At 70.1% G+C, this 23,279-nt stretch carries 19 protein-coding genes; 14 read left to right on the forward strand and 5 right to left on the reverse strand.

The window, feature by feature from the left end; all coding sequences use genetic code 11:
* Nucleotides 1-77: 77 nt before the first annotated feature.
* On the reverse strand, nucleotides 78-266 hold the full coding sequence (locus EJ357_RS49495; RefSeq protein ID WP_228472575.1) for a hypothetical protein: 189 nt from the start codon (nucleotides 264-266) through the stop codon (nucleotides 78-80).
* Between the two features lie 126 nt (nucleotides 267-392).
* Entirely contained in the window at nucleotides 393-2,711 is a 2,319-nt protein-coding gene (locus tag EJ357_RS24395; protein ID WP_175647498.1) for a SpoIIE family protein phosphatase, read from the reverse strand.
* A gap of 579 nt (nucleotides 2,712-3,290) precedes the next feature.
* Between EJ357_RS24395 and EJ357_RS50780 the strand changes: the two genes are divergently transcribed.
* The 10 genes from EJ357_RS50780 (at nucleotide 3,291) to EJ357_RS24450 (ending at nucleotide 14,203) form a co-directional block, all read left to right on the forward strand.
* Entirely contained in the window at nucleotides 3,291-3,821 is a 531-nt protein-coding gene (locus tag EJ357_RS50780; protein WP_407698414.1) for an FAD-binding protein, read from the forward strand.
* Nucleotides 3,718-6,120, forward strand: a complete 2,403-nt coding sequence (locus EJ357_RS24405) for a non-reducing end alpha-L-arabinofuranosidase family hydrolase (protein ID WP_126399932.1) — start codon at nucleotides 3,718-3,720, stop codon at nucleotides 6,118-6,120. The genes EJ357_RS50780 and EJ357_RS24405 overlap by 104 nt, the downstream gene beginning before the upstream one ends.
* 603 nt (nucleotides 6,121-6,723) lie before the next feature.
* Complete coding sequence (locus EJ357_RS24415; RefSeq protein WP_126393680.1) at nucleotides 6,724-9,375, forward strand: RICIN domain-containing protein; 2,652 nt, start codon at nucleotides 6,724-6,726, stop codon at nucleotides 9,373-9,375.
* 534 nt (nucleotides 9,376-9,909) lie between these two features.
* Nucleotides 9,910-10,251 (forward strand): ArsR/SmtB family transcription factor, encoded by a 342-nt coding sequence (locus tag EJ357_RS24420; protein ID WP_126393681.1) that lies wholly within the window; start codon nucleotides 9,910-9,912, stop codon nucleotides 10,249-10,251.
* Entirely contained in the window at nucleotides 10,248-11,972 is a 1,725-nt protein-coding gene (locus tag EJ357_RS24425; protein WP_126393682.1) for a SulP family inorganic anion transporter, read from the forward strand. Before EJ357_RS24420 ends, EJ357_RS24425 begins: the two co-directional genes overlap by 4 nt.
* Nucleotides 11,969-12,376: a pyridoxamine 5'-phosphate oxidase family protein gene (locus tag EJ357_RS24430; RefSeq protein WP_126393683.1), complete on the forward strand. Its 408-nt coding sequence runs from the start codon at nucleotides 11,969-11,971 to the stop codon at nucleotides 12,374-12,376. Before EJ357_RS24425 ends, EJ357_RS24430 begins: the two co-directional genes overlap by 4 nt.
* Nucleotides 12,376-12,792 (forward strand): ATP-binding protein, encoded by a 417-nt coding sequence (locus EJ357_RS24435; protein WP_126393684.1) that lies wholly within the window; start codon nucleotides 12,376-12,378, stop codon nucleotides 12,790-12,792. The genes EJ357_RS24430 and EJ357_RS24435 overlap by 1 nt, the downstream gene beginning before the upstream one ends.
* 36 nt (nucleotides 12,793-12,828) lie before the next feature.
* Nucleotides 12,829-13,224 (forward strand): STAS domain-containing protein, encoded by a 396-nt coding sequence (locus EJ357_RS24440; RefSeq protein WP_126393685.1) that lies wholly within the window; start codon nucleotides 12,829-12,831, stop codon nucleotides 13,222-13,224.
* Between the two features lie 38 nt (nucleotides 13,225-13,262).
* Nucleotides 13,263-13,625 carry a zinc ribbon domain-containing protein YjdM gene (locus EJ357_RS24445; RefSeq protein ID WP_126393686.1) on the forward strand — a complete coding sequence of 121 codons (363 nt, stop codon included), beginning with the start codon at nucleotides 13,263-13,265 and terminating at the stop codon, nucleotides 13,623-13,625.
* Nucleotides 13,626-13,852: 227 nt separating this feature from the next.
* Nucleotides 13,853-14,203, forward strand: coding sequence for an ArsR/SmtB family transcription factor (locus EJ357_RS24450; protein ID WP_175647499.1), 351 nt, complete (start codon nucleotides 13,853-13,855; stop codon nucleotides 14,201-14,203).
* A 130-nt stretch (nucleotides 14,204-14,333) separates the two neighbouring features.
* Here the strand turns inward: EJ357_RS24450 and EJ357_RS24455 are convergent, their stop codons facing one another.
* Together EJ357_RS24455 and EJ357_RS24460 are read right to left on the reverse strand one after the other, a co-directional pair.
* On the reverse strand, nucleotides 14,334-15,182 hold the full coding sequence (locus EJ357_RS24455; protein ID WP_126393687.1) for an amino acid ABC transporter permease: 849 nt from the start codon (nucleotides 15,180-15,182) through the stop codon (nucleotides 14,334-14,336).
* A gap of 57 nt (nucleotides 15,183-15,239) precedes the next feature.
* Nucleotides 15,240-16,112 carry an ABC transporter substrate-binding protein gene (locus EJ357_RS24460; protein WP_126393688.1) on the reverse strand — a complete coding sequence of 291 codons (873 nt, stop codon included), beginning with the start codon at nucleotides 16,110-16,112 and terminating at the stop codon, nucleotides 15,240-15,242.
* 273 nt (nucleotides 16,113-16,385) lie between these two features.
* Between EJ357_RS24460 and EJ357_RS24465 the strand changes: the two genes are divergently transcribed.
* The 4 genes from EJ357_RS24465 to EJ357_RS24480 all read left to right on the forward strand — a co-directional run bounded on the left by EJ357_RS24465 (nucleotide 16,386) and on the right by EJ357_RS24480 (nucleotide 20,385).
* A complete protein-coding gene (locus tag EJ357_RS24465; protein ID WP_175647500.1) occupies nucleotides 16,386-17,921 on the forward strand; it encodes a gamma-glutamyltransferase family protein in 1,536 nt (511 codons plus the stop codon).
* Nucleotides 17,922-17,988: 67 nt separating this feature from the next.
* Nucleotides 17,989-18,702: a TetR/AcrR family transcriptional regulator gene (locus EJ357_RS24470; RefSeq protein WP_126393690.1), complete on the forward strand. Its 714-nt coding sequence runs from the start codon at nucleotides 17,989-17,991 to the stop codon at nucleotides 18,700-18,702.
* A 370-nt stretch (nucleotides 18,703-19,072) separates the two neighbouring features.
* A complete protein-coding gene (locus EJ357_RS24475; protein ID WP_126393691.1) occupies nucleotides 19,073-19,603 on the forward strand; it encodes a SigE family RNA polymerase sigma factor in 531 nt (176 codons plus the stop codon).
* On the forward strand, nucleotides 19,600-20,385 hold the full coding sequence (locus tag EJ357_RS24480) for a hypothetical protein (RefSeq protein WP_126393692.1): 786 nt from the start codon (nucleotides 19,600-19,602) through the stop codon (nucleotides 20,383-20,385). The genes EJ357_RS24475 and EJ357_RS24480 overlap by 4 nt, the downstream gene beginning before the upstream one ends.
* Before the next feature lie 226 nt (nucleotides 20,386-20,611).
* On the opposite strand, the gene EJ357_RS24485 is transcribed toward EJ357_RS24480, so the two are convergent.
* Nucleotides 20,612-22,321: an RICIN domain-containing protein gene (locus EJ357_RS24485; RefSeq protein WP_126393693.1), complete on the reverse strand. Its 1,710-nt coding sequence runs from the start codon at nucleotides 22,319-22,321 to the stop codon at nucleotides 20,612-20,614.
* Between the last annotated feature and the right edge of the window lie 958 nt (nucleotides 22,322-23,279).

The raw sequence follows: 23,279 nt of genomic DNA on the forward strand, positions 1-23,279 counted from the left end.
GGTGCTCCCTCGGCAAAACGCACATCACCCTCGTCGCCCCCGGTCCCGCCCCCGGTCCCGTGCCTGGGGTGTCCGCATTAGCGGAACAGTGCGACGGCCCGGGCGGTGACGACCGAGGCGGAGGCGAGGCCACCGGCCGCCGCGCATACGACGAGGGCCGGCCAGGCGTAGGTGGTCTGTGCCAGGGTTCCGGCGCGGTTCATCAGCAGGCCCAGGAGCGTGGCGAGTTGGGTGAGGAGGAGGACGGGGAGGGCCTGGGGCAGCAAGCGCAGGGCCGTACGCCACCAGGGTCGCCGTGCGGTGTGCCGCGCCCATCGACGCGCCCGCAGGACGCCGCGGATGCCGAGACCCGTCGCCAGCAGGGTCAGCGCCGCCAGGACCGGTTTCGCCGGTCACAGCCGGAGGACGAACCAGGTGGTCTTCCCCTGCTCATCGGGGCGGACGCCCCAGTTGTCGGCGAGGGTGTCGACGAGGATGAGGCCGCGTCCGGATTCCTCGTCCTGGTCGGCCAGCCGTGGCTGGGGCAGGTGTGGGCTGAGGTCGCTGATCTCGACGGCGAGTTCGGTGGCGGTGCGGCGCAGGTGGAGGGCGACAGGGCCTTCCGCGTGCTGGACGGCGTTGGTGAGGACCTCGGAGACCAGCAGTCTCGCGTCCTCGGCTTTGTGGGCGCAGCCCCAGGAGGTGAGGGTCTCGACTGCGAAGGAGCGGCCCGCGAAGACCGCGGAAGCCGTGGCCGGTAGTTCTGTGAAGGCGATGTCCAGTGGGGCGGCGGGGAGCTGGGCCAGAAGGAGGGTGACGTCGTCGTCGTGGCCCTCGGCGTCGGGCAGCAGCGCGGCGAGTACGTGGTCGGCGGCATCCTCAAGGCCGCTGGAGAGCGTGAAGGCGTTGTCGAGGGCCGTGGTGAGCTTGTCGATCTGGTACTCGATGTCGCTGCCGGGGGTTTCGACCAGGCCGTCGGTGTACAGCACGAGGGCGGCGCCGGGTGGGATGGCCGCGCTGGACTGCTGGTACAGGATGTCGCCGACGCCGAGAGGGGCGTTCACCGGCGTGGACAGTCGGCTGACGCCGCCGCCGGGGGTGGCGACGAGGGTGGGCAGGTGGCCGGCGGAGCACAGGGTGACGGATCCGGCGTCCGGGGCGATGACGAGGTAGCAGCAGGTGACCAACTGGTCGGGGACATCGAGGTCGGCGACGACCGCGTCGAGAGCCTGCATGAGCTGACGGGGCTGCATTCCGGTCTTGGCCAGGGCATGGGCGGCGGAGCGCAACTGGCCCATGACGGAGGCCGCTTCCAGACCTCGGCCCATCACATCGCCGATGAGGACACCGACCCGGCCGGCGCCGAGCGGGATCAGATCGAACCAGTCGCCGCCCACGCCGGCGCCCTGGGTCGCGGGCCGGTAGCGGCTGGCAGCCGCCAGGCCGGGGATGGCAGGCGGGGTGCCCATGAGGCTGCGCTGCAGGGTGAGGGCGATGTGCTTCTGCTGCCTGTACAACTCGGTGAGTTCGGCCTCGGCGCGCTTGCGGTCACTGATGTCACGGACGATGGCGCAGGCGCCGACGACCGTTCCGGCGGCGTCCCGGGTCGGCCACAGGGTGACGTCGACGTCGAGCATGGCACCGGTGCTGGTGACCCGCAGGGTTTCGAAATGCTCGATCTTCTCGTCCTGCTGCAGCCGCTCCAGCAGCTGGACGATCTCGTCCTTGCGCTCCGGCGTGGCCAGCATGGACACGTGCTGCCCGACGGCTTCCTCGGATGTGTAGCCGTACAGCCTCTGGGCGGCGGTGTTCCAGTACGTGATGCGCCCGTCGAGCGTCTTGGCGAGGATGGCATCCTGAGAGGACTCGACCAGGGCGGCGAGCTCGGTGATACGCGCCTCGGCGGCCTTGCGCTCACTGACGTCCCGTACGGCCGCGGAGACGAGGAGCCCGTCAGCCGTCTCCAGGGGGCTGAGGCTGATCTCGACGGGGAACTCGCTGCCGTCCTTGCGCAGTCCGTGCAGTTCGAGCCCGGCTCCCATCGGCCGCACCTGCCGGGTGGCGGCATAGCCGTCGCGGTGCCGGGTGTGGTGGGTCTGGAACCGCTTGGGCACCAGCAACTCGACCGGACGGCCGAGGAGTTCGTCGCGCCGGTAGCCGAAGAGGGCTTCGGTCTGGGCGTTGACGAGTTTGATGGTTCCCCTGTCGTCCACGATCACCATCGCGTCCGGGGCCGCCTCCAGCAGTGCCCGGAACCTTTCCTCGGCGGCCTTGCGCTCGCTGACGTCGCGGACGGCGGCGGAGACGAGGAGCCCGTCAGCCGTCTCCAGGGGGCTGAGGCTGATCTCGACGGGGAACTCGCTGCCGTCCTTGCGCAGTCCGTGCAGTTCGAGCCCGGCTCCCATGGGGCGCACCTGCCGGGTGGTGGCGTATCCGTCGCGATGGGTGGCGTGGTGGGCGTGGAATCGGCTGGGGATGAGGACCTCGACGGGGTGGCCGAGGAGTTCGTCGCGCCGGTAGCCGAAGAGGGCTTCGGTCTGGGCGTTGACGAGTTTGATGGTTCCCCTGTCGTCCACGATCACCATCGCGTCCGGGGCCGCTTCCAACAGCCCCCGGAACCGGTCCTCGACTGTTCCGGGCGTGCTCGCACGGCTCGTGGTGCCGCGTCGGCGGCCGGCCTGCGCGGCAGCTCCTCGTCTGCCGGTCGACCCTGATGTGATCGCGTCGTTCATGGCGGCCCCAACTGACTGGCAGGTTGCGGTGAGTCGGGCCATCCCAGCGCATCCCGGTCGTACCCGCCCCGGTCTGCCCCTTACTGGCCCCGAGACGGCCGTACCTGCCTGCTTGCGACCGGACGCTGCTCCTGTCTGGCGAAAGCGAGGGGGGAACGCGATGCCGCCGGTCGAAATCGTCCGACCGCGTGTTCGGCGCATACCGGCGGTAGCTGTTCTCCGAGACCCGCAGCCCGTGAGGAACCGGGCCTGTTCGTCTTCCCCAGCGAGAAGGGCGCCCCGTTCCGCCGCAGCTCCTTCGGCCGGAAGTGGCGCAAAGGCTCGCCTCGTCGCCGGCAGCCCGAGGGCTTCCGGTTCTTCCTTTGGGCGGGGTCGTGAGGCTCGGTTCGCACCGGTATCGACCGTGGTGGTCCGCCCTTACGGGCACGTTGTGGGCGCGGGCGCCGCCGGCAGCCGGGCTATGCCTGCGCGCGACGCGTGCGCCGACCGGACCGCTTCGTCTCTCGGGCTGATCTGGAGTGCCCGTCGCGACCGCAAGAGAAATGGCGGCCCTGGCGGGTGTGCCGCACGGGTGTGCCCATGACTGCACAGAGGGCTTCTGGGAAACTGGACGCCCTGGTTGCGGGAGGATGCGCCGCCGGGCTGTCGGGGGCGCTGACCCTGGCGCGCGCCCGCCGCTCCGTACTGGTCGTCGATTCAGGCGAACCGCGCAACGCACCCGCCGCGGCGGCACTGGGCCGCTTGAGCTGTCCGGCCGGCCTCGCGACACGCGGCCGGGGCTCGCAAAGGAAATGGGGCCTGGCCGGCGAACCGACGGGACACCAGGATGACACCTGCCGCGTCGATCTCCTGCCCGGCAAGAAAATCCTCCCCGAGCACGGCAACCTTTTCGGTCGTGGCGTCGACTGGCGGATGACGGGACCGAATCCTGGGCCCGCTTCGCCAGAAGGACAAGCCGTTGCCAGATCAGAACCCCTCTCATCGCCGCCGTCCGGCAACCCGCCGCCTGCTCGCCGCCGCCTTGGTTCTCGCCGCTGCGGGTGCCGCCGTACCGCTGGTCGCCAAGGCCGCACTCACGTCGGACGCCTCCACACCGACCGTGGCCGCTGATGCAGCGGCCGGCAGCGGCCGCTATTTCGGCACGGCCGTGGCTGCCGGAAAACTCGGAGACTCGACGTACTCCACGATTCTCGACCGGGAATTCAAGATGATCACCCCGGAGAACGAGATGAAGTGGGACGCCACCGAACCGTCCCGCGGCAACTTCAACTTCGGCCCGGCCGACCAGATCGTCGCCCACGCCACCGCGCACGGACAGCGGATGCGCGGCCACACCCTCGTCTGGCACTCGCAGCTGCCCGGCTGGGTCAGCTCCATCACCGACCCGAACACGCTGCGCAGCGTGATGAACAACCACATCACCCGGACGATGACCCACTACAAGGGCAAGATCTACGCCTGGGACGTGGTCAACGAGGCCTTCGCCGACGGCGGCAGCGGCCAGCTCCGCAGCTCGGTCTTCCGGGACGTGCTCGGCAACGGCTTCATCGAGGAGGCCTTCCGCACCGCGCGAGCCGCCGACCCCTCCGCCAAGCTCTGCTACAACGACTACAACATCGAGAACTGGTCGGACGCCAAGACCCAGGGCGTCTACAAGATGGTCAAGGACTTCAAGTCCCGCGGCGTGCCCATCGACTGCGTCGGCCTCCAGAGCCACTTCGCCGCCGGCGGCCCGCCCGCGAGCTTCCAGACCACGCTGTCGAACTTCGCCGCGCTCGGCGTGGACGTCCAGATCACCGAGCTCGACATCGCCCAGGCGTCCGCCACCGCGTACTCCAACGCCGTCAAGGCCTGCGTGAACGTCGCTCGCTGCACGGGCATCACGGTGTGGGGCATCCGCGACAGCGACTCCTGGCGCACCGGTGAGAACCCGTTGCTGTTCGACAACAGCGGTAACAAGAAGCCCGCCTACGGCGCGGTGCTCACCGCCTTGGGCGGCAGCAGCAGCGGGGACACGGCGGGCGGCGGCACGACGGCCGGGGACATCGCCTCCGGCACCGTCTACACGCTCTCCAACGCGGCCGCCGGACGCGTTCTCGACCAGCCCGCGGGACAGAACGGCAACGGCACCCCGCTCCAGGTGTGGGACGCCAGCGGTGCCGCCAACCAGCAGTGGCGGGCCGCCCGGAACAGCGACGGCACCTACACGCTGACCAACGTCGCCAGCGGCCGGGTCCTGGACGAGCCGGCCAACCAGACGGGCAACGGGACGAGGATGACGGTCTGGGACTCCAACGGCGGCGCCCACCAGCACTGGCGGGCCGCCCGGAACAGCGACGGCACCTACAGGCTGACCAACGTCGCCAGCGGCCGGGCGCTGGAGCTCCCCGGCGGTCGGACCGCCAACGGCACTCCCGTCCAGATCTGGGACTCCAACGGCGGCGCCAACCAGCACTGGAACTTCAAGCCGACCACGGCGACGAAGAGCGACACGTGTGTCCTTCCGTCGACGTACCGGTGGAGCTCGACGGGTCCGTTGGCGCAGCCGGCGAACGGCTCGGTCGCGCTGAAGGACTTCACCACCGTGACCTACAACGGCAAGCACCTGGTCTACGCGACCACTTCCAACGGATCGTCGTGGGGCGCGATGACGTTCAGTCCCTTCACGAACTGGTCGGACATGGCGACGGCCACCCAGACCGGGATCAGCGGGTCCGCGGTGGCGCCCAAACTGTTCTACTTCGCGCCCAAGAACATCTGGGTGCTGGTCTCCAACGGGTGGGGCACCGCCTGGCCCTTCACCTACCGCACGTCCAGCGACCCCACCAACCCCAACGGCTGGTCCGCGCCGCAGGCGCTGTTCACCGGCAGCCTGCCTGCAGGCGCCGAGGGCGGCCCGATCGACCCGACCGTGATCGCCGACGGCCAGAACATGTACCTGTTCTTCGCCGATGACAACGGCGGCATCTACCGGTCGACCATGGCGCTCGGGAACTTCCCGGGCAGCTTCGGCTCGTCGTACACCAAGATCATGAGCGACACGAAGGCGAGACTGTTCGAGGCCCCTGAGGTCTACAAGGTCCAGGGCCAGAACCAGTACCTCATGATCGTCGAGGCCATGGGCGCGAACGGACGCTACTTCCGCTCGTTCACGGCCTCCAGCCTGAACGGTACGTGGACCGAGCAGGCCGGCAGCGAGTCCAGCCCCTTCGCGGGCAAGGCCAACAGCGGTGCCACCTGGACCAACGACATCAGCCACGGTGACCTGGTCCGCAACAACCCCGACCAGACCATGACCATCGACCCCTGCAACCTGCAGTTCCTCTACCAGGGCAGGTCCCCCGGCTCGGACGGCCAGCCCTACCCGCAACTGCCCTACCGGCCGGGCGTGCTCACTCTGCAGCGCTGACCGGCCTGATCCACGGTGATCGCGATGTGATGCGGTCACATGCTGTCACTGGCAGACAGAGGCCCGGCGGGCAGGTTCCGCCGGGCCTCTTCGCTCGGCCCTCGATCAGCCACACCGGCCGTCCCGTGACGTGGAAGGCGAGCGCTGCCCCCACCAGCAGCACGGGCAGGCCGACCGCGAGCGGCACGGTCGCCCGCTTCGGCAGCACGTCGAACCGCAGCGCCACCCGGTCCGGTTGCGCCACGCCTTCGCCGCGACGGCGAAGAGCGCCACGTACACCGCGGTGCTCGTCGGCATGATGGCTGTCCAGGCGGGGCGCGGATCCGCGATCCCTGCAGCCATGCCGTATCAAGCTCCACCGCGCACCACAGCCCCGCGCACTCCGCAGGCGCCGGCACGACCCGGAGCCCCTCGGAGGACGCTCGCCGGTCGCCGGGCCGGCTCGGACGGTGCATCGGTGATCGTCTGCAGAAAGTTCTCTGATCGAGGCAACCCTTTGCCGAGCCTGTGACCACAAGGAGTCGGATCCGGTCACCGCAGTGCCTGGATCCGTCTTCCGCTGATCAACTGATCAACAGCTGGCAACAAGGAGAACGCCTCCCCATGAGCAACCCCACGAACGGCCGGCGCCGCGGGCGTCACCGCCGTCGCTGGACCGCGACCGCTCTGCTGCTCGGTGTGCCCGCCGCCGTCGTGCCGTATCTCCTGTTCTCGCAGGAGGACTCGCAGGCCGCGACGGTCGACGGCGACGCCTATTACCGGCTGGTCTCCGTGCGCAGTGGCAAGGTGCTGGACGTCAACGGCTTCTCCACCGCCGACGGCACCCGTATCCAGCAGTGGACCGACCAGAGCACCGCCAACCAGCAGTGGAGGCTGAAGCCCGCCGGGGACGGCTACTACGAGCTGGTGAACCGCAACAGCGGCAAAGTGCTGGGCATAGCGGGCGGTTCGACCGCCCAGGGGGCCGCCGCCGAGCAGCAGACCGACAGCTCCGCCACCTCCCAGGAGTGGCGGGTCAGCGAGGTGAGCGGTTCCGACGCCGTCACCTTCACCTCCCGCAAGAGCGGCCAGGTCCTGGACGTCTCCGGAGGCTCCTCCGCCGAGGGCGCGGCAGTCATCCAGTATCCCGGCCACGGCGGCGCCAACCAGCAGTGGAAGCTGGTGAAGATGGCAGAGGCCCCGGCGGCCGGTACCGACAGTGCGCAGACCACGGCCGCGGCCGGACCGTACAGGTGGAAGAACGCCCAAGTGGTGGGCGGAGGTTACGTCACCGGGCTGGTGTTCAACCCGAAGGAGAAGGGGCTGCTTTACGCGCGTACCGACATGGGCGGCGCCTACCGGTGGGACAGCGCGGCCGAGCAGTGGATCCCGCTGACCGACTGGCTCGGCGAGAAGGACTGGAACCTGCTGGGCATCGACTCGGTGGCCACTGACCCCGTCGACCCCAACCGGCTCTACCTCGGAGCGGGCACCTACACCAACGAGTGGGCCGGCAACGGCGCGATCCTGCGCTCCACCGACCGGGGCCGCACCTTCCAGCGCACGAACCTGCCCTTCAAACTGGGCGCCAACGAGCCCGGCCGCGGCGCGGGCGAACGGCTCGCGATCAACCCCGCCGACAACGGCACCCTGCTGCTGGGCACCCGCAAGAACGGCCTGTGGCGCAGCACCGACCACGGCGCGACATGGAGCCAGGTCTCCTCGTTCCCCGTCAAGGACGGGGCGAGCAGCGGCGCGGGCATCTCCTTCGTGACGTACGGCCCGGCCGGCAGCAAGACGATCTACGTCGGCGTCAACGACAGGTCCACGTCCCTGTACCGCTCCACCGACGGCGGCAGCACCTGGCAGGCCGTCTCCGGGCAGCCCACCGGCCAGATGCCGCAGCACGGCGTCCTCTCCGGTGACGGCTCGCTGTACCTCACGTACACCAACAACCTCGGACCCAACGACGTGACGGCGGGCTCGGTGTGGAAGTACACACCGACCGGCGGGGCGTGGAAGAACGTCTCCCCGTCCCAGGGCGGTTATGGCTTCTCCGGTCTGGCCGTCGACCCGCAGAAGCCGTCCACGGTGATGGTCACCACCCTCGACCGCTGGTGGCCCGAGGACGAGATCTACCGCACCACCGACGGCGGTACGACCTGGAAGGCACTGGCCGACAAGTCGGTGCGCAACGCCTCCGCCGCTCCGTACGTCGGCACCCACACCGGGCACTGGATGACCGCCCTGGCCATCGATCCCTTCGACTCCGGGCACGCGCTGTACGGCACCGGCAACGGCATCCTGCGCAGCAAGGACGCGAACGCCTCCGACAGCGGCGGCACCAGCCACTGGAGCATGGGCGCCCGAGGGCTGGAGGAGACCGCGCTGATGGACGCGATCGCCCCGCCCGGCGGCGCCACCGTCATCACCTCCATGGGCGACCAGGGCGGCTTCCGGCACGACTCCCTGACCGAGGTGCCCTCCGGGCGGCTGAGCAACCCGATGATGGCCAACAGCACCGACATCGATTTCGCCCAGTCCAGCCCCTCGATGATGGTCCGGGTCGGCCGTGGCGGCGCGCAGGACGGCGCCTACTCCACCGACGGGGGCAGCACCTGGACCGGCTTCAAGGCTGAGCCGGTGGGCAGCGCCCAGGACGGCCACATCGCGCTCGCGGCGGACGGCTCCACCATCGTCTGGACCGAGGCCGGCCAGGCCCCGTACCGCTCGACCGACAAGGGGGCGAGCTGGTCGAAGGTCAGCGGCCTGGGCACCGACGCGGTGGTCGTCGCCGACCGCTCCTCGGCCAACACCTTCTACTCACTGGTGGGCGGCACGCTCTACGCCAGCACCGACGGCGGCGCGACCTTCACCGCCCGCGCCACCAACCTGCCCACCGGCCGGCTCACGGCCGTCCCCGGCATCGCAGGGGACCTGTGGATCGCCGACGGCGGCAAGGGACTGCTGCACTCCACCGACGGCGGCCGCACCTTCACCACGCTCGGCACCGTGCAGTCCGCCTCCGCCCTCGGCTTCGGCAAGGCCGCGCCCGGCGCCTCCTACCAGGCCCTGTACCTGATCGGCACCGTCAAGGACGTCACCGGCGTCTTCCGCTCCACCGACAAGGGCGCCACCTGGCTCCGCGTCAACGACGACGCCCACCAGTGGGGCAGCATCGGCGGCGTCGGCGTCATCACCGGCGACCCCGACACCTTCGGCCGCGTCTACGTCGGCACCAACGGACGAGGCCTGCAGTACGGCGACCCGTCCTGACCCCAACACCCCGGCGGGGCCGCAGCCACCACGGCCCGCGGCCCCGCCGGGCTGGAGTGTGCGGCGGGACGTCGGCTCATTCGGACGCGGGCAGGCTCAGGGACAGCAGGACGGGGAGCCGATCCGCTGGACGCGAGGTCGGGTGAGGACTGCGCCGCCTCGCCGGAAGGGACCGTACGCAAGGCACGCCAGGAAGCTGCGGCCGTGCCAGATGATCCGCCGGACGAACCCGACGATCAACGTTCTGGCACGAATCTGGCACGCGGCGACTGATCACGATGGACTGCAAAAGGCCCGGGTCTCTGACCTGGGCCTTCTCATGAGCCCTGATCGCAGTCAAGGTGTCGACGAGCGGCTGATCTTCGGGGCAGAACCCTCAGTGCTGCCCGATGCAGTCCACCATCCACTCATGCGGAATTGCAAAATTTCGCAATTGGCTAGATGCTGAGTTGGCTGTGTCCGTCGTCCGGTAGTCGCGGGCACAGCCTTTGTGCCCGCCCCGCGAGGTGGGGTTTGCAGGGAAGCCGAGGGGTTGTGTCTGTTCCGCTGTACCAGGCCAAGGCCGAGTTCTTCCGGATGCTGGGGCATCCGGTACGCATACGCGTGCTGGAGCTGCTGCAGGACGGGCCGTTGCCGGTGCGGGACCTGCTTGCCGCCATCGAGGTGGAGCCGTCCGGTCTGTCCCAGCAACTGGCGGTGCTGCGGCGTTCCGGGATCGTCACCTCGACCCGGGAGGGCTCGACGGTGGTCTACGAGCTGGCGGGCGGGGACGTCGCTGATCTGATGAGGGCCGCGCGCCGGATCTTGACCGAGATGCTCGCCGGGCAGGGCGAGCTGCTGGCCGAGCTGCGGGAATCCGAGGTCGCGGCGCGATGACCTCGGGGATCAGCCGGGCCGGGGCCCGGCTCACGGCGCTCATGCCCACCCGCACCGACCTGGCGGACATGCGGCGCGATCCGCGCAAGGACCTGCTTGCCGGCCTCACCGTGGCGATCGTGGCCCTGCCGCTCGCGCTCGGCTTCGGTGTCTCCTCCGGTCTCGGTGCCGAGGCCGGACTGGCGACCGCCGTGGTCGCCGGCGCGCTCGCCGCGCTGTTCGGCGGGTCCAACCTCCAGGTGTCCGGGCCGACCGGGGCCATGACCGTGGTGCTGGTGCCGATCGTCGGCGAGTACGGCCCGACCGGTGTCCTGACCGTCGGGCTGATGGCCGGCGTCATGCTCGTGGCGCTCGCCGCCCTGCGCGCCGGCAAGTACATGCAGTACGTGCCCGCGCCCGTGGTGGAGGGCTTCACTCTCGGCATCGCCTGCGTGATCGGACTGCAGCAGGTCCCGAACGCGCTCGGGGTGCCCAAGCCCGAGGGCGACCGTGTGCTGGTGGTGACCTGGCGGGCCGTCGAGGAGTTCGTGCGGCACCCGAACTGGACGGCGGTCGGCTTCGCGGTCGCGGTGGCCGCGGTCATGCTGGTGGGCGCCCGCTGGCGGCCGACCGTCCCGTTCTCCATCCTCGCGGTCATCGCGGCCACGGCCGTCGCCCAGGTCGCGGGCCTGGACGCGGCGCAGCCGATCGGCGACCTTCCGTCCGGGCTGCCCGCGCCCTCACTCGGCTTCCTGGACCTCGGTTCGCTCAGCACCCTGCTCGCCCCGGCGGTGGCCGTGGCGGCGCTCGCGGCCCTGGAGTCCCTGCTGTCCGCCTCGGTCGCGGACGGCATGACGGTGGGGCAGCGGCACGACCCCGACCGAGAACTGTTCGGCCAGGGCCTGGCCAATATCGCGGCACCGCTCTTCGGCGGCGTGCCCGCGACCGGCGCGATCGCCCGGACCGCGGTCAACGTCCGCACAGGCGCCGGCTCCCGGCTGGCCGCCCTGACCCACGCCGCGATCCTCGCTGTGATCGTCTTCGCCGCGGCGCCCCTCGTCTCCAGGATCCCGCTCGCCGCCCTCGCCGGCGTGCTGCTGGCCACCGCGGTCCGCATGGTGGAGGTCGGCTCGCTCAGGGCGATGGCCAAGGCCACCCGCTCGGATGCGCTGATCCTCGTCCTCACCGCGGTCGCGACCCTGGCACTGGACCTCGTGTACGCGGTGATCATCGGCCTGGTCGTCGCGGGTGCCCTCGCCCTGCGCGCCGTGGCCAAGCAGGCCCGCTTCGACCAGGTCCCGCTCGACCGGGGTGACCACAGCGCCGAGGAACACGCCCTGCTCGCCGAGCACATCGTCGCGTACCGCATCGACGGGCCGCTGTTCTTCGCCGCCGCGCACCGCTTCCTCCTGGAGCTGACCGAGGTGGCCGACGTACGCGTCGTCATCCTGCGCATGTCGCGGGTGTCGACGATGGACGCCACCGGCGCGCTGGTCCTCAAGGACGCCGTGGAGAAGCTGCAGCGGCGCGGCATCCTGGTCCTGGCCTCGGGGATTCGCACCGGTCAGCGCCAGGTCCTGGACTCCGTCGGTGCGCTGGACCTGCTGGGGCAGGACGGCGGGGAGTACGCCACCACCCCCGAGGCGATCCGGGCCGCCCGCGACCACCTGGAGACGACCGGAGTCCTGACCGCGGTACCCGCCCAGAAGCCCCGAACCTCCAGTGAGGAGGCCACCCGATGAGCACTGTCCCTGTCCCTCTGCGCATGGTGGAGGTGTCCGGAGCGGAGGCCTTGTGGCTGCTGGAAGGCAGCAGCCTGGGACGGCTGGTGTACCCGCAGCGGGAGCCGGCCGTCGTACGGCCGTCCCGCCATGTGTGGGAGTACGGCCGACTGATCGTCCGGGCCCCCGTCCAGGCGGCGGCGGTGCCGGCCACGGTGACGTACCACGTGGACGAGATCCGGGCGGTGCACAGAACCGGCTGGACGGTCACCGTCCACGGCCCCGTGGACGTGCTCAGCGACGCGAACGAGATATCCCACCACCGCCGCACATTGCCGGGCTGGACGCACGGCCCGCACGACACTCTGCTGCGCCTGCACCCCCAGAGCGTCACCGGCTTCCGCCTCGCCCGCGTGGAGACCTGATGACCCCCGTTCTCGATGCCCTTCCGTACCGGCATGTGCTCACCCTGCCCAACGAGCCGTCCGCCGTCCGTCTCGCCCGTGAGACCGCCGAACAGGCGCTGGCCGAGTGGGGGATAGATCTGCACCGGCCCGTCGTGGACGCGGCGCTGCTGATCCTCAGTGAGCTGGTGACCAACAGTGTCCGGCACGCCGCCGAGGTGTCCCCGCAGATCATGGTCATGTATGCGGCGAGCGGTGGCCGCCTGGCCTTCGCCGTCCACGACCGCCACCCCCACCAGCCCCCGCTGCACCATGCCGCAACCGGTACCGGTGGCGGTCTCGGCACGGTCATGGAGCTCGCCCGGCAACTCGGCGGCACCGTCGCCGTGCACGGCGACGCCCACGGCAAGAGCATCTGGACGACTCTCCCCCTCTGACCTCAACGGGCCAAACGCACAAGGAAGTTCACCGTCATGACCATCGAGTGGCGCTACACCGTCGAGGACGGCTTCGGGGTGCTCTCCGTCGCCGGCTACCTGGGCCCGGCGGCGGTCCGTCGCTTCGGCGGCGCGGTCGGCTGGGTCGTCGCCCGCGGCACCGGACCGGTCATCCTCGACCTGACCGAACTGCGCGGCTGGTCCGTGGAAGGCCAGCTGGCCATCACCGAGACCGCACGCCGCCTAGCGGGAGCGGGTCGTAGCCTGGAACTGGCCGCCATCCCCGCCGAGGGCTCGCTCGTCCCGCCCGCCGACTGCCCGGACATCCCCGTCCACTGCGACCTGGCCACCGCCCTCTCGGTCCACGCCCGGCACATGTCGCCTCCCGACGAGGCACAGCAGGCATGGCGCACTGACGGCTGGCCCACCTGACCCCCGAATCCGATCACTGACTGAAAGACACCTGTGCCATGAGTGACAACCTTCCCCCCTGCCCCGAATGCTCCGGCGCCTACACGTACGAGATGGGCGCGCTCCTGGTCTGCCCGGAGTGCGGGCACGAGTGGTCACCGTCCGTGGAGTCCCTGGAGTCCGTGGACGACGCCCCCGGAAGCAGGGTGATCAAGGACGCGGTGGGCAACGTGCTCGCCGACGGTGACACCGTGACGGTCGTCAAGACACTGAAGGTCAAGGGCAGCCCGAGCGGGATCAAGGCGGGCACCAAGGTGCGCAACATCCGCCTGGTCGACGGCGTGGACGGCCACGACATCGACTGCAAGGTCGACGGGTTCGGCGCGATGCAGCTCAAGTCCAGCGTCGTGAAGAAGGTCTGATCCGGCACGACGGTGCAGGCGTGCTCCTCGATGGCTCGGTTCGAGCGGCTTGGTCACTCGCATCCGGGTTCGGCGTGGCCGGTACCGCAGGCGAGGATGGTCCGCATGTTCTTGACGAGCGAAGCGAGATGGGGGTGCCCCCGCCCGAAGGGTGGGGGAGTGTGGACGCGATGCGCCGAGCGCCGGCCGGAGGGGCCGTGCCGTTGTGTCGGGGAGGGGACGGCACGATGAGTGCGCCGCTGTACCAACTGAAGGCCGAGTTCTTCAAGACGCTGGGCCATCCGGCCCGTATCCGGGTTCTGGAGCTGCTGAGCGAACGTGAACACGCGGTCGCGGAGATGCTGCCCGAGGTGGGTATCGAGCCCGCACATCTGTCCCAGCAGCTGGCGGTGCTGCGGCGAGCGAATCTGGTCAAGACCCGCAAGGAGGGTTCGACCGTGTACTACTCGCTGACCAGTCCGCAGGTCGCGGAGCTTCTGCGGGTCGCACGGACCATCCTGTCCGGAGTGCTCGCCGGGCAGGCCGAGCTGCTGGCCGACCTGCAGGCCGCGCAGAGTGAGCAAAGGCCGCCGTCGTAGCGTCGGCCCTCAAACAGCGGCCACCCCACGTGCCGACATCACCGCCGACGCGTCAGCCGGCCCGGCGGACGCCCCGGACCCGTGAACCGCTTGTTCCCCGGCCCCGGCCTGCCTCGTGATCGGTTCCATGTCAGTGGGCCTCCTTGCCGACGAGCGTGGCGTCCTCGCGGCCGGCGGTGCGGCCCAGGCCGCCACCGGTGAGGCGCTCCCGCAGCGAGGGTGCGGCGATCACCTGTCCGGGATCCGCGAGTCTGCGCTCGATGAACCGCTGGACGAACGACCACACCGTCGTCAGCGCGAGGTAGTAGCAGGCGGCGACGAGGAAGATCTCGAAGGTCTTGAAGGTCGCCGAGTTGATCGACTGCGCGGTCAGGAACATCTCCTGCAGGCCGATGACCGACAGGAGGGAGGTCGACTTCATCATCAGGTTGAACTCGTTGCCCAGCGGCGGAACGATGATCCGGATCGCCTGCGGCAGCAGCACGACCCGCATGGTCATCGCGGGGGTCATGCCCAGCGCCTGCGCCGCCTCCGCCTGCCCGGGATCGATGGCGTCGAGGGCCGCGCGGAAGATCTCGGCCATGTACGCGGCCTCGTTCACGGCGAGCGTCAGAATGGCCGCCTGCACGACCCCGAGGAGCACGAGCCCGCCGACCTGGAGGTCAGCGAAGCGGTAGATGCCCGCAGCGGCGAGGCCGTTGTAGACGAGGACGAGCTGGACGAGCAGGGGCGTGCCGCGGATCAGCCAGACATAGATCCGGCCGCCCCAGCGCAGCGGGGCAAAGCGGCTGCGCTGGGCCAGGGCGACGGCGAATCCGAGGAGCACACCGAGCAGTTGGGCGATGACCGAGATGTAGACGGTGCGCCAGAGTCCGTCGAGGAACGCCCCGGAGGGCGAGAACAGGTAGTGCCAGAAGAACGGCCAGTCGAAGCCGGCCGGCTGCCCTGCGTCGGCGAGCGCGGCGGTTGCGTGGGTCACGTCGTCTTCTCTCTGCGTCTTCTCTCTACGTCTTCGCTCTGCGCGCCTGCCGCGGAATCAGTTGGCGATGTCGTCGCCGGACAGATTCCACTTCTTGAGGATCGCGTCGTACGCGCCGCTCTTGCGTACCGCTGCCAGCGCCTGGGTGAGCGCGTCGTGCAGGGACGCGTCGTCCTTGCGGGTCGCGGCTCCCACCTTGATGCGATTGAACGGTTCGCCGACGAGGCCGAAGGTGCCCGGCTGCTGCTTCAGCACATACGCGGCGGTCTCCAGCGTCGTGCCGTAGGCGTCCACCAGTCCGAGGCGCAGTTGCTGGAGGGCGTCGCTGTCCTTGGTGAACTGCCGGATGTCGATCTTCGGTTTCCCGGCCGCCGCGCACTTCTCGGACTCGTCGGTGAGGTACTGGACGACGGTCGTACCCGTCTGCCCGGCCGCCTTCTTGCCGCACAGGTCGTCCGCGCCCTTGATGGCCTTGGCGTTCTTCTCGGCCACGACGAGGGTGTTGGAGGCGTACATGTACGGGACGAAGTCGACGACCTTCTCCCGTTCCGGCTTGATGTAGAGCTGGCTGATGATCGCGTCGCACTGCTTGGCCTGCAGCGCCGGGATGATCCCGTTGAAGCTGGTGTTGGCCCAGTTCGCCCGGACCCCGAGTTCGGCGGCCAGCGCGTTCCCGAGTTCGATCTCGGCTCCCACCGGCTTCTGTGCGACGTCGTAGTACGTCAGCGGCGGCGCGCTGATGTCCGAGCAGTAGGTGATCTGACCGTCCTTCACGAGCGCACCCGCGGGCACCTTGACCGACCCCGCCTTCGCGGCGGCGTCGGTGCCGCCGGAACTGCCGGCGCATCCAGCGAGGGCTAGGGCGGCCGCGGCGGTGGCGCCGGCCAGCACGGACACCGATCCACGGGAGAAGGAGAGCGACCAGGCCATTTCCGAACCCCTTTGAGAGTTCGCGCTGTTGCGCGGCAATGTAGTCAGTGTCATAGTCGATAACGTTGACTATGGCAGCGAAGCTAGGCCCGTAGCTCTCGGACTGTCAAGAAGCCCATGTAACGCGGGAGTTAAAGAGGTCGCATCGCAGGCGGCCGTCGGCGCACTCGGAAAGGGTCGGGAAAGGGAACGATGTCCGCACTCACCGAACGTCCGCTCGCCGCGAGGGGCGGGGAATGGGCTGTCGCAACGCCCCACGCCGCGGCTAGCGACGTGGCCGCCGAGGTACTGCGCAGTGGCGGCAACGCGGTCGACGCGGCGCTCGCCGCCGCCGCCATGCTGACGGTGGTGTACCCCAACCAGTGCTCTGTCGGCGGCGATCTGCTGGCACTGGTGGGCACCCGGGACGGCGACGTCCGCTTCGTCAACGCCGGCGGCCGGTCCCCGCGCGCGGTCGACGTGGCGTCGTTGACGGCGGCCTACGAACTGATGCCCGTGCTCGGCGTCCTGCCGGTGACGGTTCCCGGCGCGGTCGCCGGGTGGGGCGTACTCGCCGAGACCTGGGGCACCCGTGCGCTCGCCTCGGCGCTCGCGCCCGCCGAGGCCGCCGCCCGTGAGGGCGTACCCGTGGCTTCCGGACTGGCCCACGACCTCGCCCGCGAGAGCGCCAACCTGGCGCGCGATCCCGGCATGCGCGGCGTGTTCTTCGCCGACGGCGAGGTCCTCGCGGCCGGACAGACGCTGCGCCAGCCCCACCTCGCCCGCTCCCTGGCCCTGATCGGCTCGGAAGGCCCCGCCGCGATGTACGGCGGAGAGGTGGGCGCGAGCCTGGTGAAGCTGCTCGCGGCCGGCGGCTCCGCGATGACGGAGGAGGATTTCGCCGCGCACACCGTGGAGCTCTCGCAGGCGCTCGCCGCGGAGTACGACGGTGTCGAGTACCTGTCGGCCGGTGCGAACTCGCAGGGCCTCTACTTCCTCCAGGGCCTCAAGGCACTCGACGTGGCCCGCACCGTCCGCGGGCCGCTCGACCCGCTCGGCCGGGACGCCGGCGTGGTCGCCTCCGTACTCGCCTGGACCGCCGGCGACCGTGACCGCCACTGTGCCGACCCGGAGTGGAGCAGCGCCCCCGTCGACCATCTGCTGTCCGACGCGTACGCGCGGCGCATCGCCGAGCACGCCCTGTCGGGCACGGCGGTCGACCTGCTCGCACAGCGCAAGGCGACGGGAGACACCGTGGCGGTGGTGGTGGCCGACGCGGACGGCACCTGGGTCTCCCTGATCCAGAGCGTCTTCCACAGCTTCGGCGCCGCTGTGCTCGACCCCGGCACGGGGATCGTCCTGCACAACCGGGGTGCCTCGTTCTCCCTCGACCCCGCCTCGCCCAACGGGCTGGCCGGCGGGAAGCGGCCGATGCACACCCTCATGCCGGTTCTGGTCCGCGAAGGGGGCGAACTCGTCGGCGCGCACGGCGCCATGGGGGGACGCGCGCAACCTCAGGTGCACACCCACATGGCCCTGCATCTCGCCGCCGGTTCCTCTCCCGAACACGCGGTGTCGGTGCCACGCTGGGTCCTCGGCGCCATGGAGGCGGGGGTGACGACCGGCGCGGGCGTCGTCAGCACCGAGCGGGAGGTCCCTGCCGCCGGCGTCCACGCGATCGAGGGGGCGGGCTTCACCGTCCGGTCGCTCGGCGCGAACGACGACGGGGTGGGCCACGGCCAGTTGGTCCGGCGAGTTGCCGGGGACGGCCGACCGCATCTGGCGGCGGCCACCGATCCGCGCGCGGACGGTTCGGCGGTGGCGGGCTGACGCCATGGCCGTGTGACGCCGTGGCCTGGTGCACGATCATGGGAGCGATCGACGTGGGGAAGGAAGCATGACCGACAGCAGTGCCAGGACGACCAAGAGGGCGAGCCGGAGCCGGCTGCCGCGAGGCACCCTGAGCCAGGAGCTGATCGTCCAGGCGGCGTTCCGGGTCGCGGACTCCTCCGGTATGGAGAAGCTGACGTTCCAGGCCCTCGGCCGTGAGCTGTCCGCCCATCCGACGGCGATCTACCGGCACTTCCGCAACAAGGACGAACTGCTCCTTGCCCTCATCGACGCCCTGCACGAGGAGGCCCTGGCCAGCACCCCGCCGCCCACGGACGACTGGGCCCACGACCTCATGCAGATCGCGATCCACACCCATGAGGCGTTTCTCCGCCATCCCCGGGTGGGGGCCCTGGCCGCCGCCCGCACCGCCCGGCGGGAGAACGAGTTCCGGTCCGTGGAACGCAAACTGGACTGTATGCGCCGGGCCGGCCTCGACGACGCCGAAGCCGCCCGCTACTACCGGGTCTTCGCCGACCTGGTGCTGGCCTACAGCGCCATGGACGCGAGCCTGGCCGCGCTGTCCCCGGAGCTCCGGGACGCCGACCTGCGCGCCTGGACGACGGACTACCGCACGCTGCCGTCCGACAAATACCCCAACATCGCGCGGGTCGCACCACGGTTCGTAAGCCTGGACGACCCCCAGAACTTCGTGACGGCCGTCCAAGCGGTCATCGACACGGTCCGGACGAAGTCGGAGCGCGAGGCCCGCCGCACCTGAGGCGCAGCGCGCCGGGCTCTTACGGCGCGGACACGACGCACGGTGCAGGCGGTGTGCGCCCGCACCGTGCGCTCGGCGATGTCGAGGCCTCGCGAAGTCCTGGACGTTGTACACGGAAGGCATCGGGCCCTGGCGGCAACCTTCTCGTCCTCTGCGGCAACTGGGAGCCGTAAGACCGAGTCGAACTACCGGATGGACGGGCATGAGGGCAACGAAGCACGCCGCGCCGCGACATCTCAGCCTTCACCGCCCCGCAACCGAGCACGACCGCTGTTCGAATCCCGGGGTGGGCACTGTTAGGCTGCGCCCCCCCATTATTGTTAAATACGCAACCAACGCGCACATCATTGCCAGGAGAGGGCGACCGGGGATGGTCCTCGATGACGCGTCCGCGGAGTTCCATGAATTCTTCGAACGCCACTATGCCGAACTCGCCCGTCTGGCACACCTCCTGACCGGGGAGACCGACGCGGCGGACGACCTCGCGGCGGATGCCCTGGTCGCCCTGTGGCAGCGCTGGGACCGGTTGCGGCAGGCCGACCACCCGCTGGCCTACGCCCGCGGTGTGGTGGCCAACCTGGCGCGTGGACGGATCCGCAGCGCGGTGCGCGAGCGACGCCGGATCACGCTGTTCTGGTCCCGCAGCCCCGAGAAGGTGGAGGGGCCGGACATGGCGGCCGTACTGGACGTGCGCGCGGCGCTCGCCCGGCTGCCGTTCCGCAAGCGCGCCTGCGTGGTGCTGCGGCACGCCTTCGACCTGTCGGAGAAGGACACGGCGGTGGCGCTGGGCATCTCGGTCGGAACGGTGAAGAGCCAGACCTCGAAGGGAATGGCCGAGCTGGTGAAGATACTGGGCGCACGAGCGGCCGGGGACCTGGTGGCAGGGAGGAGGAACCGGTGAACGAGGAGATCGCCCGTCAGCTGCGCGAGGCCGCCGAGGCCCACCGACCCGACCGCGCGAGGATGCTGGCCCGGGTGCAACGCGGCATGGCCGGCCCCGCCGTCCGTCACCGCGCGCGGCCGTTCGCGAGGTCCGGGACCAGGGTCGCGCTCGCCGGGCTCGCCGCCGCCGGCATCCTGGCGACCGGCGGCCTCGCCGTCGCCGCCATCGTCGCGACCCCGTCGCCGTCGCCCACCGTGACCACGCCTGCCACCCCGTCCCCGACCGTCAGCTCCCCGCACCCGACATCGGCCCGCCCCACCCCTGTCGCGCCGGCTCCGGCCACCACCCCGGGCAGCGCGCGCCCGACTCCGCCGGCCACCAGTCCATCGCCGACCGCCGACGAGACCCAGAACGGGCCGCTGTGGTCGGCCGGCTCGGTGGACCCGCGCAGCACCGTCTACTGGACGCAGAGCAACCTCGCCCTCAAGACGACCCAGCCGCTCACCTCGCTCACGATCGAGATCCGGATCGTGCAGACCGGCGAAGTGAAGAACACCGGCACCTGGCAGACCCTGCCGAGTGCTGACTTCACCGTCACCGCTCAGGAGGCCGACGGCACGCTGGTCTACCGCTGGGTCCTCAAGCCGGGCCGCACCGTGCCGGCCGGGAGCCATGAGTTCGCCGCCCAGTTCAACAACGGCACCGGCGTGCGCAGTGCCGCGGGCGACGGCTACCGGGTCGACGCGCAGGCTTCGGGCGGCTCCGCGTCGGTCCGGGGAGGGTTCGTCCCGAACCGGTGAACGCCGATGTGCGGCAAGGCGACGAGTCCCCTTGCCGCACAGCTCGATGGGAGAACAAGTACCCGCACCGTGATGGCGATCGGGTGCGGTGCACCGGCGCGTAGTCGAGCGGTCTACGGCGTGGGCACCTCCACCTGGCTCGGCGAGGCCTGTCGGGCTGACAGCCCGACGAAGACGACGAAATGCGCCCCCATCGAAGAGATGGGGGCGCATTCGTCAGCTTCGCCTACTTGAGTGCTGTACCACCCGAGTTGTGATACGCGATCGTCTTGCGGATCAGGTTTCCGCCGTCGGTCTCGGGCGTCGTCTGCTCCGTCCACCCCGCACCGAACAGCAGGCCGGCGATGTGGGCGTTCGCCACCTGGTCCATGTGCCCGAAGAGCCAGTCCACCTTGTCGTCCTTGAAGTGGCCGGGCGTGTTGTTCCCCGCCATGTTGCCCACGGGGATCTGCCACAGGACCACCGGCTTGCCCACCGACTCAGCCATCGTCTTCCAGAACTTCAGCGAGGCGGCGGCCTTCTGGTCGGTCCAGAAGGTGTCACGGCTGCCGTGGGCCGGCTGTGCGTACCAGCCCGCGTCGCGGTCCGACACATCGGTGACCAGGAAGTCGGCGTTCTTCGCCCCGAGGTCCGCGTAGTCCTTGACGCACTTCTGGACGTTGCTCTCCCAGTCGAAGCAGGAGAGGTGCAGCCCCACGGCGGCGTTCGGCGCGTACTTGTGCGCCATCGAGATCAGGCACTGGGCGAGTCCGGCGGCGCTGTTCTCCTGCGATCCGCAGTCCGTCGGGTTGGCGCCCGTGACCTGCGCGGGGACCTGGTGCAGATTGCCGAGCGAGCGGGCGAAGCCCCAGAAGTCGGGCTCCAGGTCGATCATGTCGTGGGACTTGCCGATCTTCTGGAGGAAGAACCGGTAGTCGTTCAGGTACTTGGCGAGCAGGTCACGCCTGTCGATGGCCTTGACCTCGCCCGGGCCGTCACCCTCGCCTGCCATGTCCCCGAGGTCGCGCAACGAGTACCAGGTCCAAAGGTACTTCTGCGGTCGCGACTTGCCCTGGTACGTCGCCTTGGCCGCCACGCTGTCCTGCCAGGTCACCTGGTTTCCGGGCGCCGTGCTGCTGCCGCCCCAGCAGCCCCACCAGGCCGACCACTCATCCTTGCAACGCGATGCCGTATAGGCCTCCGACGAAGGCGCGGGCTGGCTGTGTATGTAGGCGTATCGCACGTCGAACGGCGCGGCGTTCGCGGAGGCGTCAGTCATCGAACCGCCGATGAACACCTTGTCGCTGCCCATGAAACGGGTCGTCGAGCTGCCGTTGGCGGGGGCCGGAGACGCCGGCGGCGACGCCGGAGCGTTGTCGCTCGGAGCCTGGCTCGCCGGAGTGCTGCCGCTGGGCGTGGGCGTGCTGCCGGAGTTCCCCGGGTTCCCGGTGCCGCCGGCGACGCTACCGGCCGCGACGAGCTTCCACTGCTGGTTGGCGCCGGCCCGGTCGCGGTTCTGGACGATGCCGCCCCCGTTGGCCTTGGTGGCGTTCTTGACGCCGACGGCCATGCCGCTGAAGCGATTGACGAAACGCACGTAGCCGTTCGACGACTTGGCCAGCTTGAACTGCTGGTTGGCGCCGTTCAGGTCTTTCCACTGCACGAGGGCGGAGCCGGCGGTCTTCGACCAGCCGAGGTCGTCCAGCACCTTGCCGGAGGTCCGGTTCTGCAGCCGGTAGTACCCGTCACCCGATTCGATGAACCGCCACTGCTGGTTGGCCCCGCCGTGACGGCTCCACTGCACCACCGCCGCGCCGTCGTTCTTGGCGGAGGCGCGGTCGTCCAGCACCTTGCCGCTGTTGCGGTTGACCAGCACGTACCACTTCTTCAGATCCAGGGTTTTCTGCTCCGCCGAAGCCTGGTTGACCACGACTGCCGAGCCGGCCACGACCACCATGGCGAGACCCGCCCAGAGACCGCGACGCGCGAGCAACCGACGGCCACGATGATTCGGGCGATCACCGCGCGCGCCGCTGTCGGCACGGTGGCCGCCGCGGGACGCCACCGGTGACGTCGGTGGGCCTGGGACATGTCTGTGCTCTCGTTCCAGGGACATGCCTGTGCTCTCGCTTTCAGCCGTTGCATCTGACCGGACCACTTGGCCGGACGACGCTTAGTGGTCCGAGAGGCCGAAAAGGTTGCCGCGAAGATTCACAGATTTTTTCGCCTTCACCGCTTCCCGTTCGCTGCGGAGCACGGCAGGCCTGACGCCGGCGGTGGCGGACGCCTGATGGCTGGTCGGGGAAGGTGGGGGGCAGCAGCGCGATCCCGACCCGCCAAGGCCGCGCCGAGCGCCTCGCCGACCTTGCGGCAGCCACCGGCAGTGCCCACTGTCTGTGCGGCACCGGTGGTCTGCGTTACCTCGACGCCGGCCCCTTCGACGCCCACGGCATTCCCGTACTGCCACCTGGCCGCCCAACGAAAAGCCCACGATCCTGGACCCCACCCGTGACCGCCGGCATCTCCGACACCCTCGCCCTGCTGGTCGGCTCGTACGAGACTCACTCACCGGCCCAAGGCCGGCGGTGGTGCTGATCGATACCGCTGGGAGGCACTGGTCTTTGTAGACCGCCTGGAAACGCGACCGCTGATCACCCCACACAGCAAAAAGGCCCGCGTCTCTGACCTGGGCCTTAATCATGGAGCGGGTGACGAGAATTCGAACTCGCGCTCTCGGCTTGGGAAGCGACGGCGCTTACGCCCGCTCAACGGCCCCGACCAGCACAGATGTTGTCTCCTTTGGGCGGTCGTGCGCGCCGGTTCGCACCGCTGTTGACCGTGGTTGTCCGGTCTTACGGGCACGGATTGGGCACGGCCTCGCTCGCGCCGCGCGACGGCGCCGCCCCTTCCGCGGA

Origin of the sequence: Streptomyces cyaneochromogenes, from assembly GCF_003963535.1 — a bacterium.
GTDB lineage: Bacteria > Actinomycetota > Actinomycetes > Streptomycetales > Streptomycetaceae > Streptomyces > Streptomyces shaanxiensis.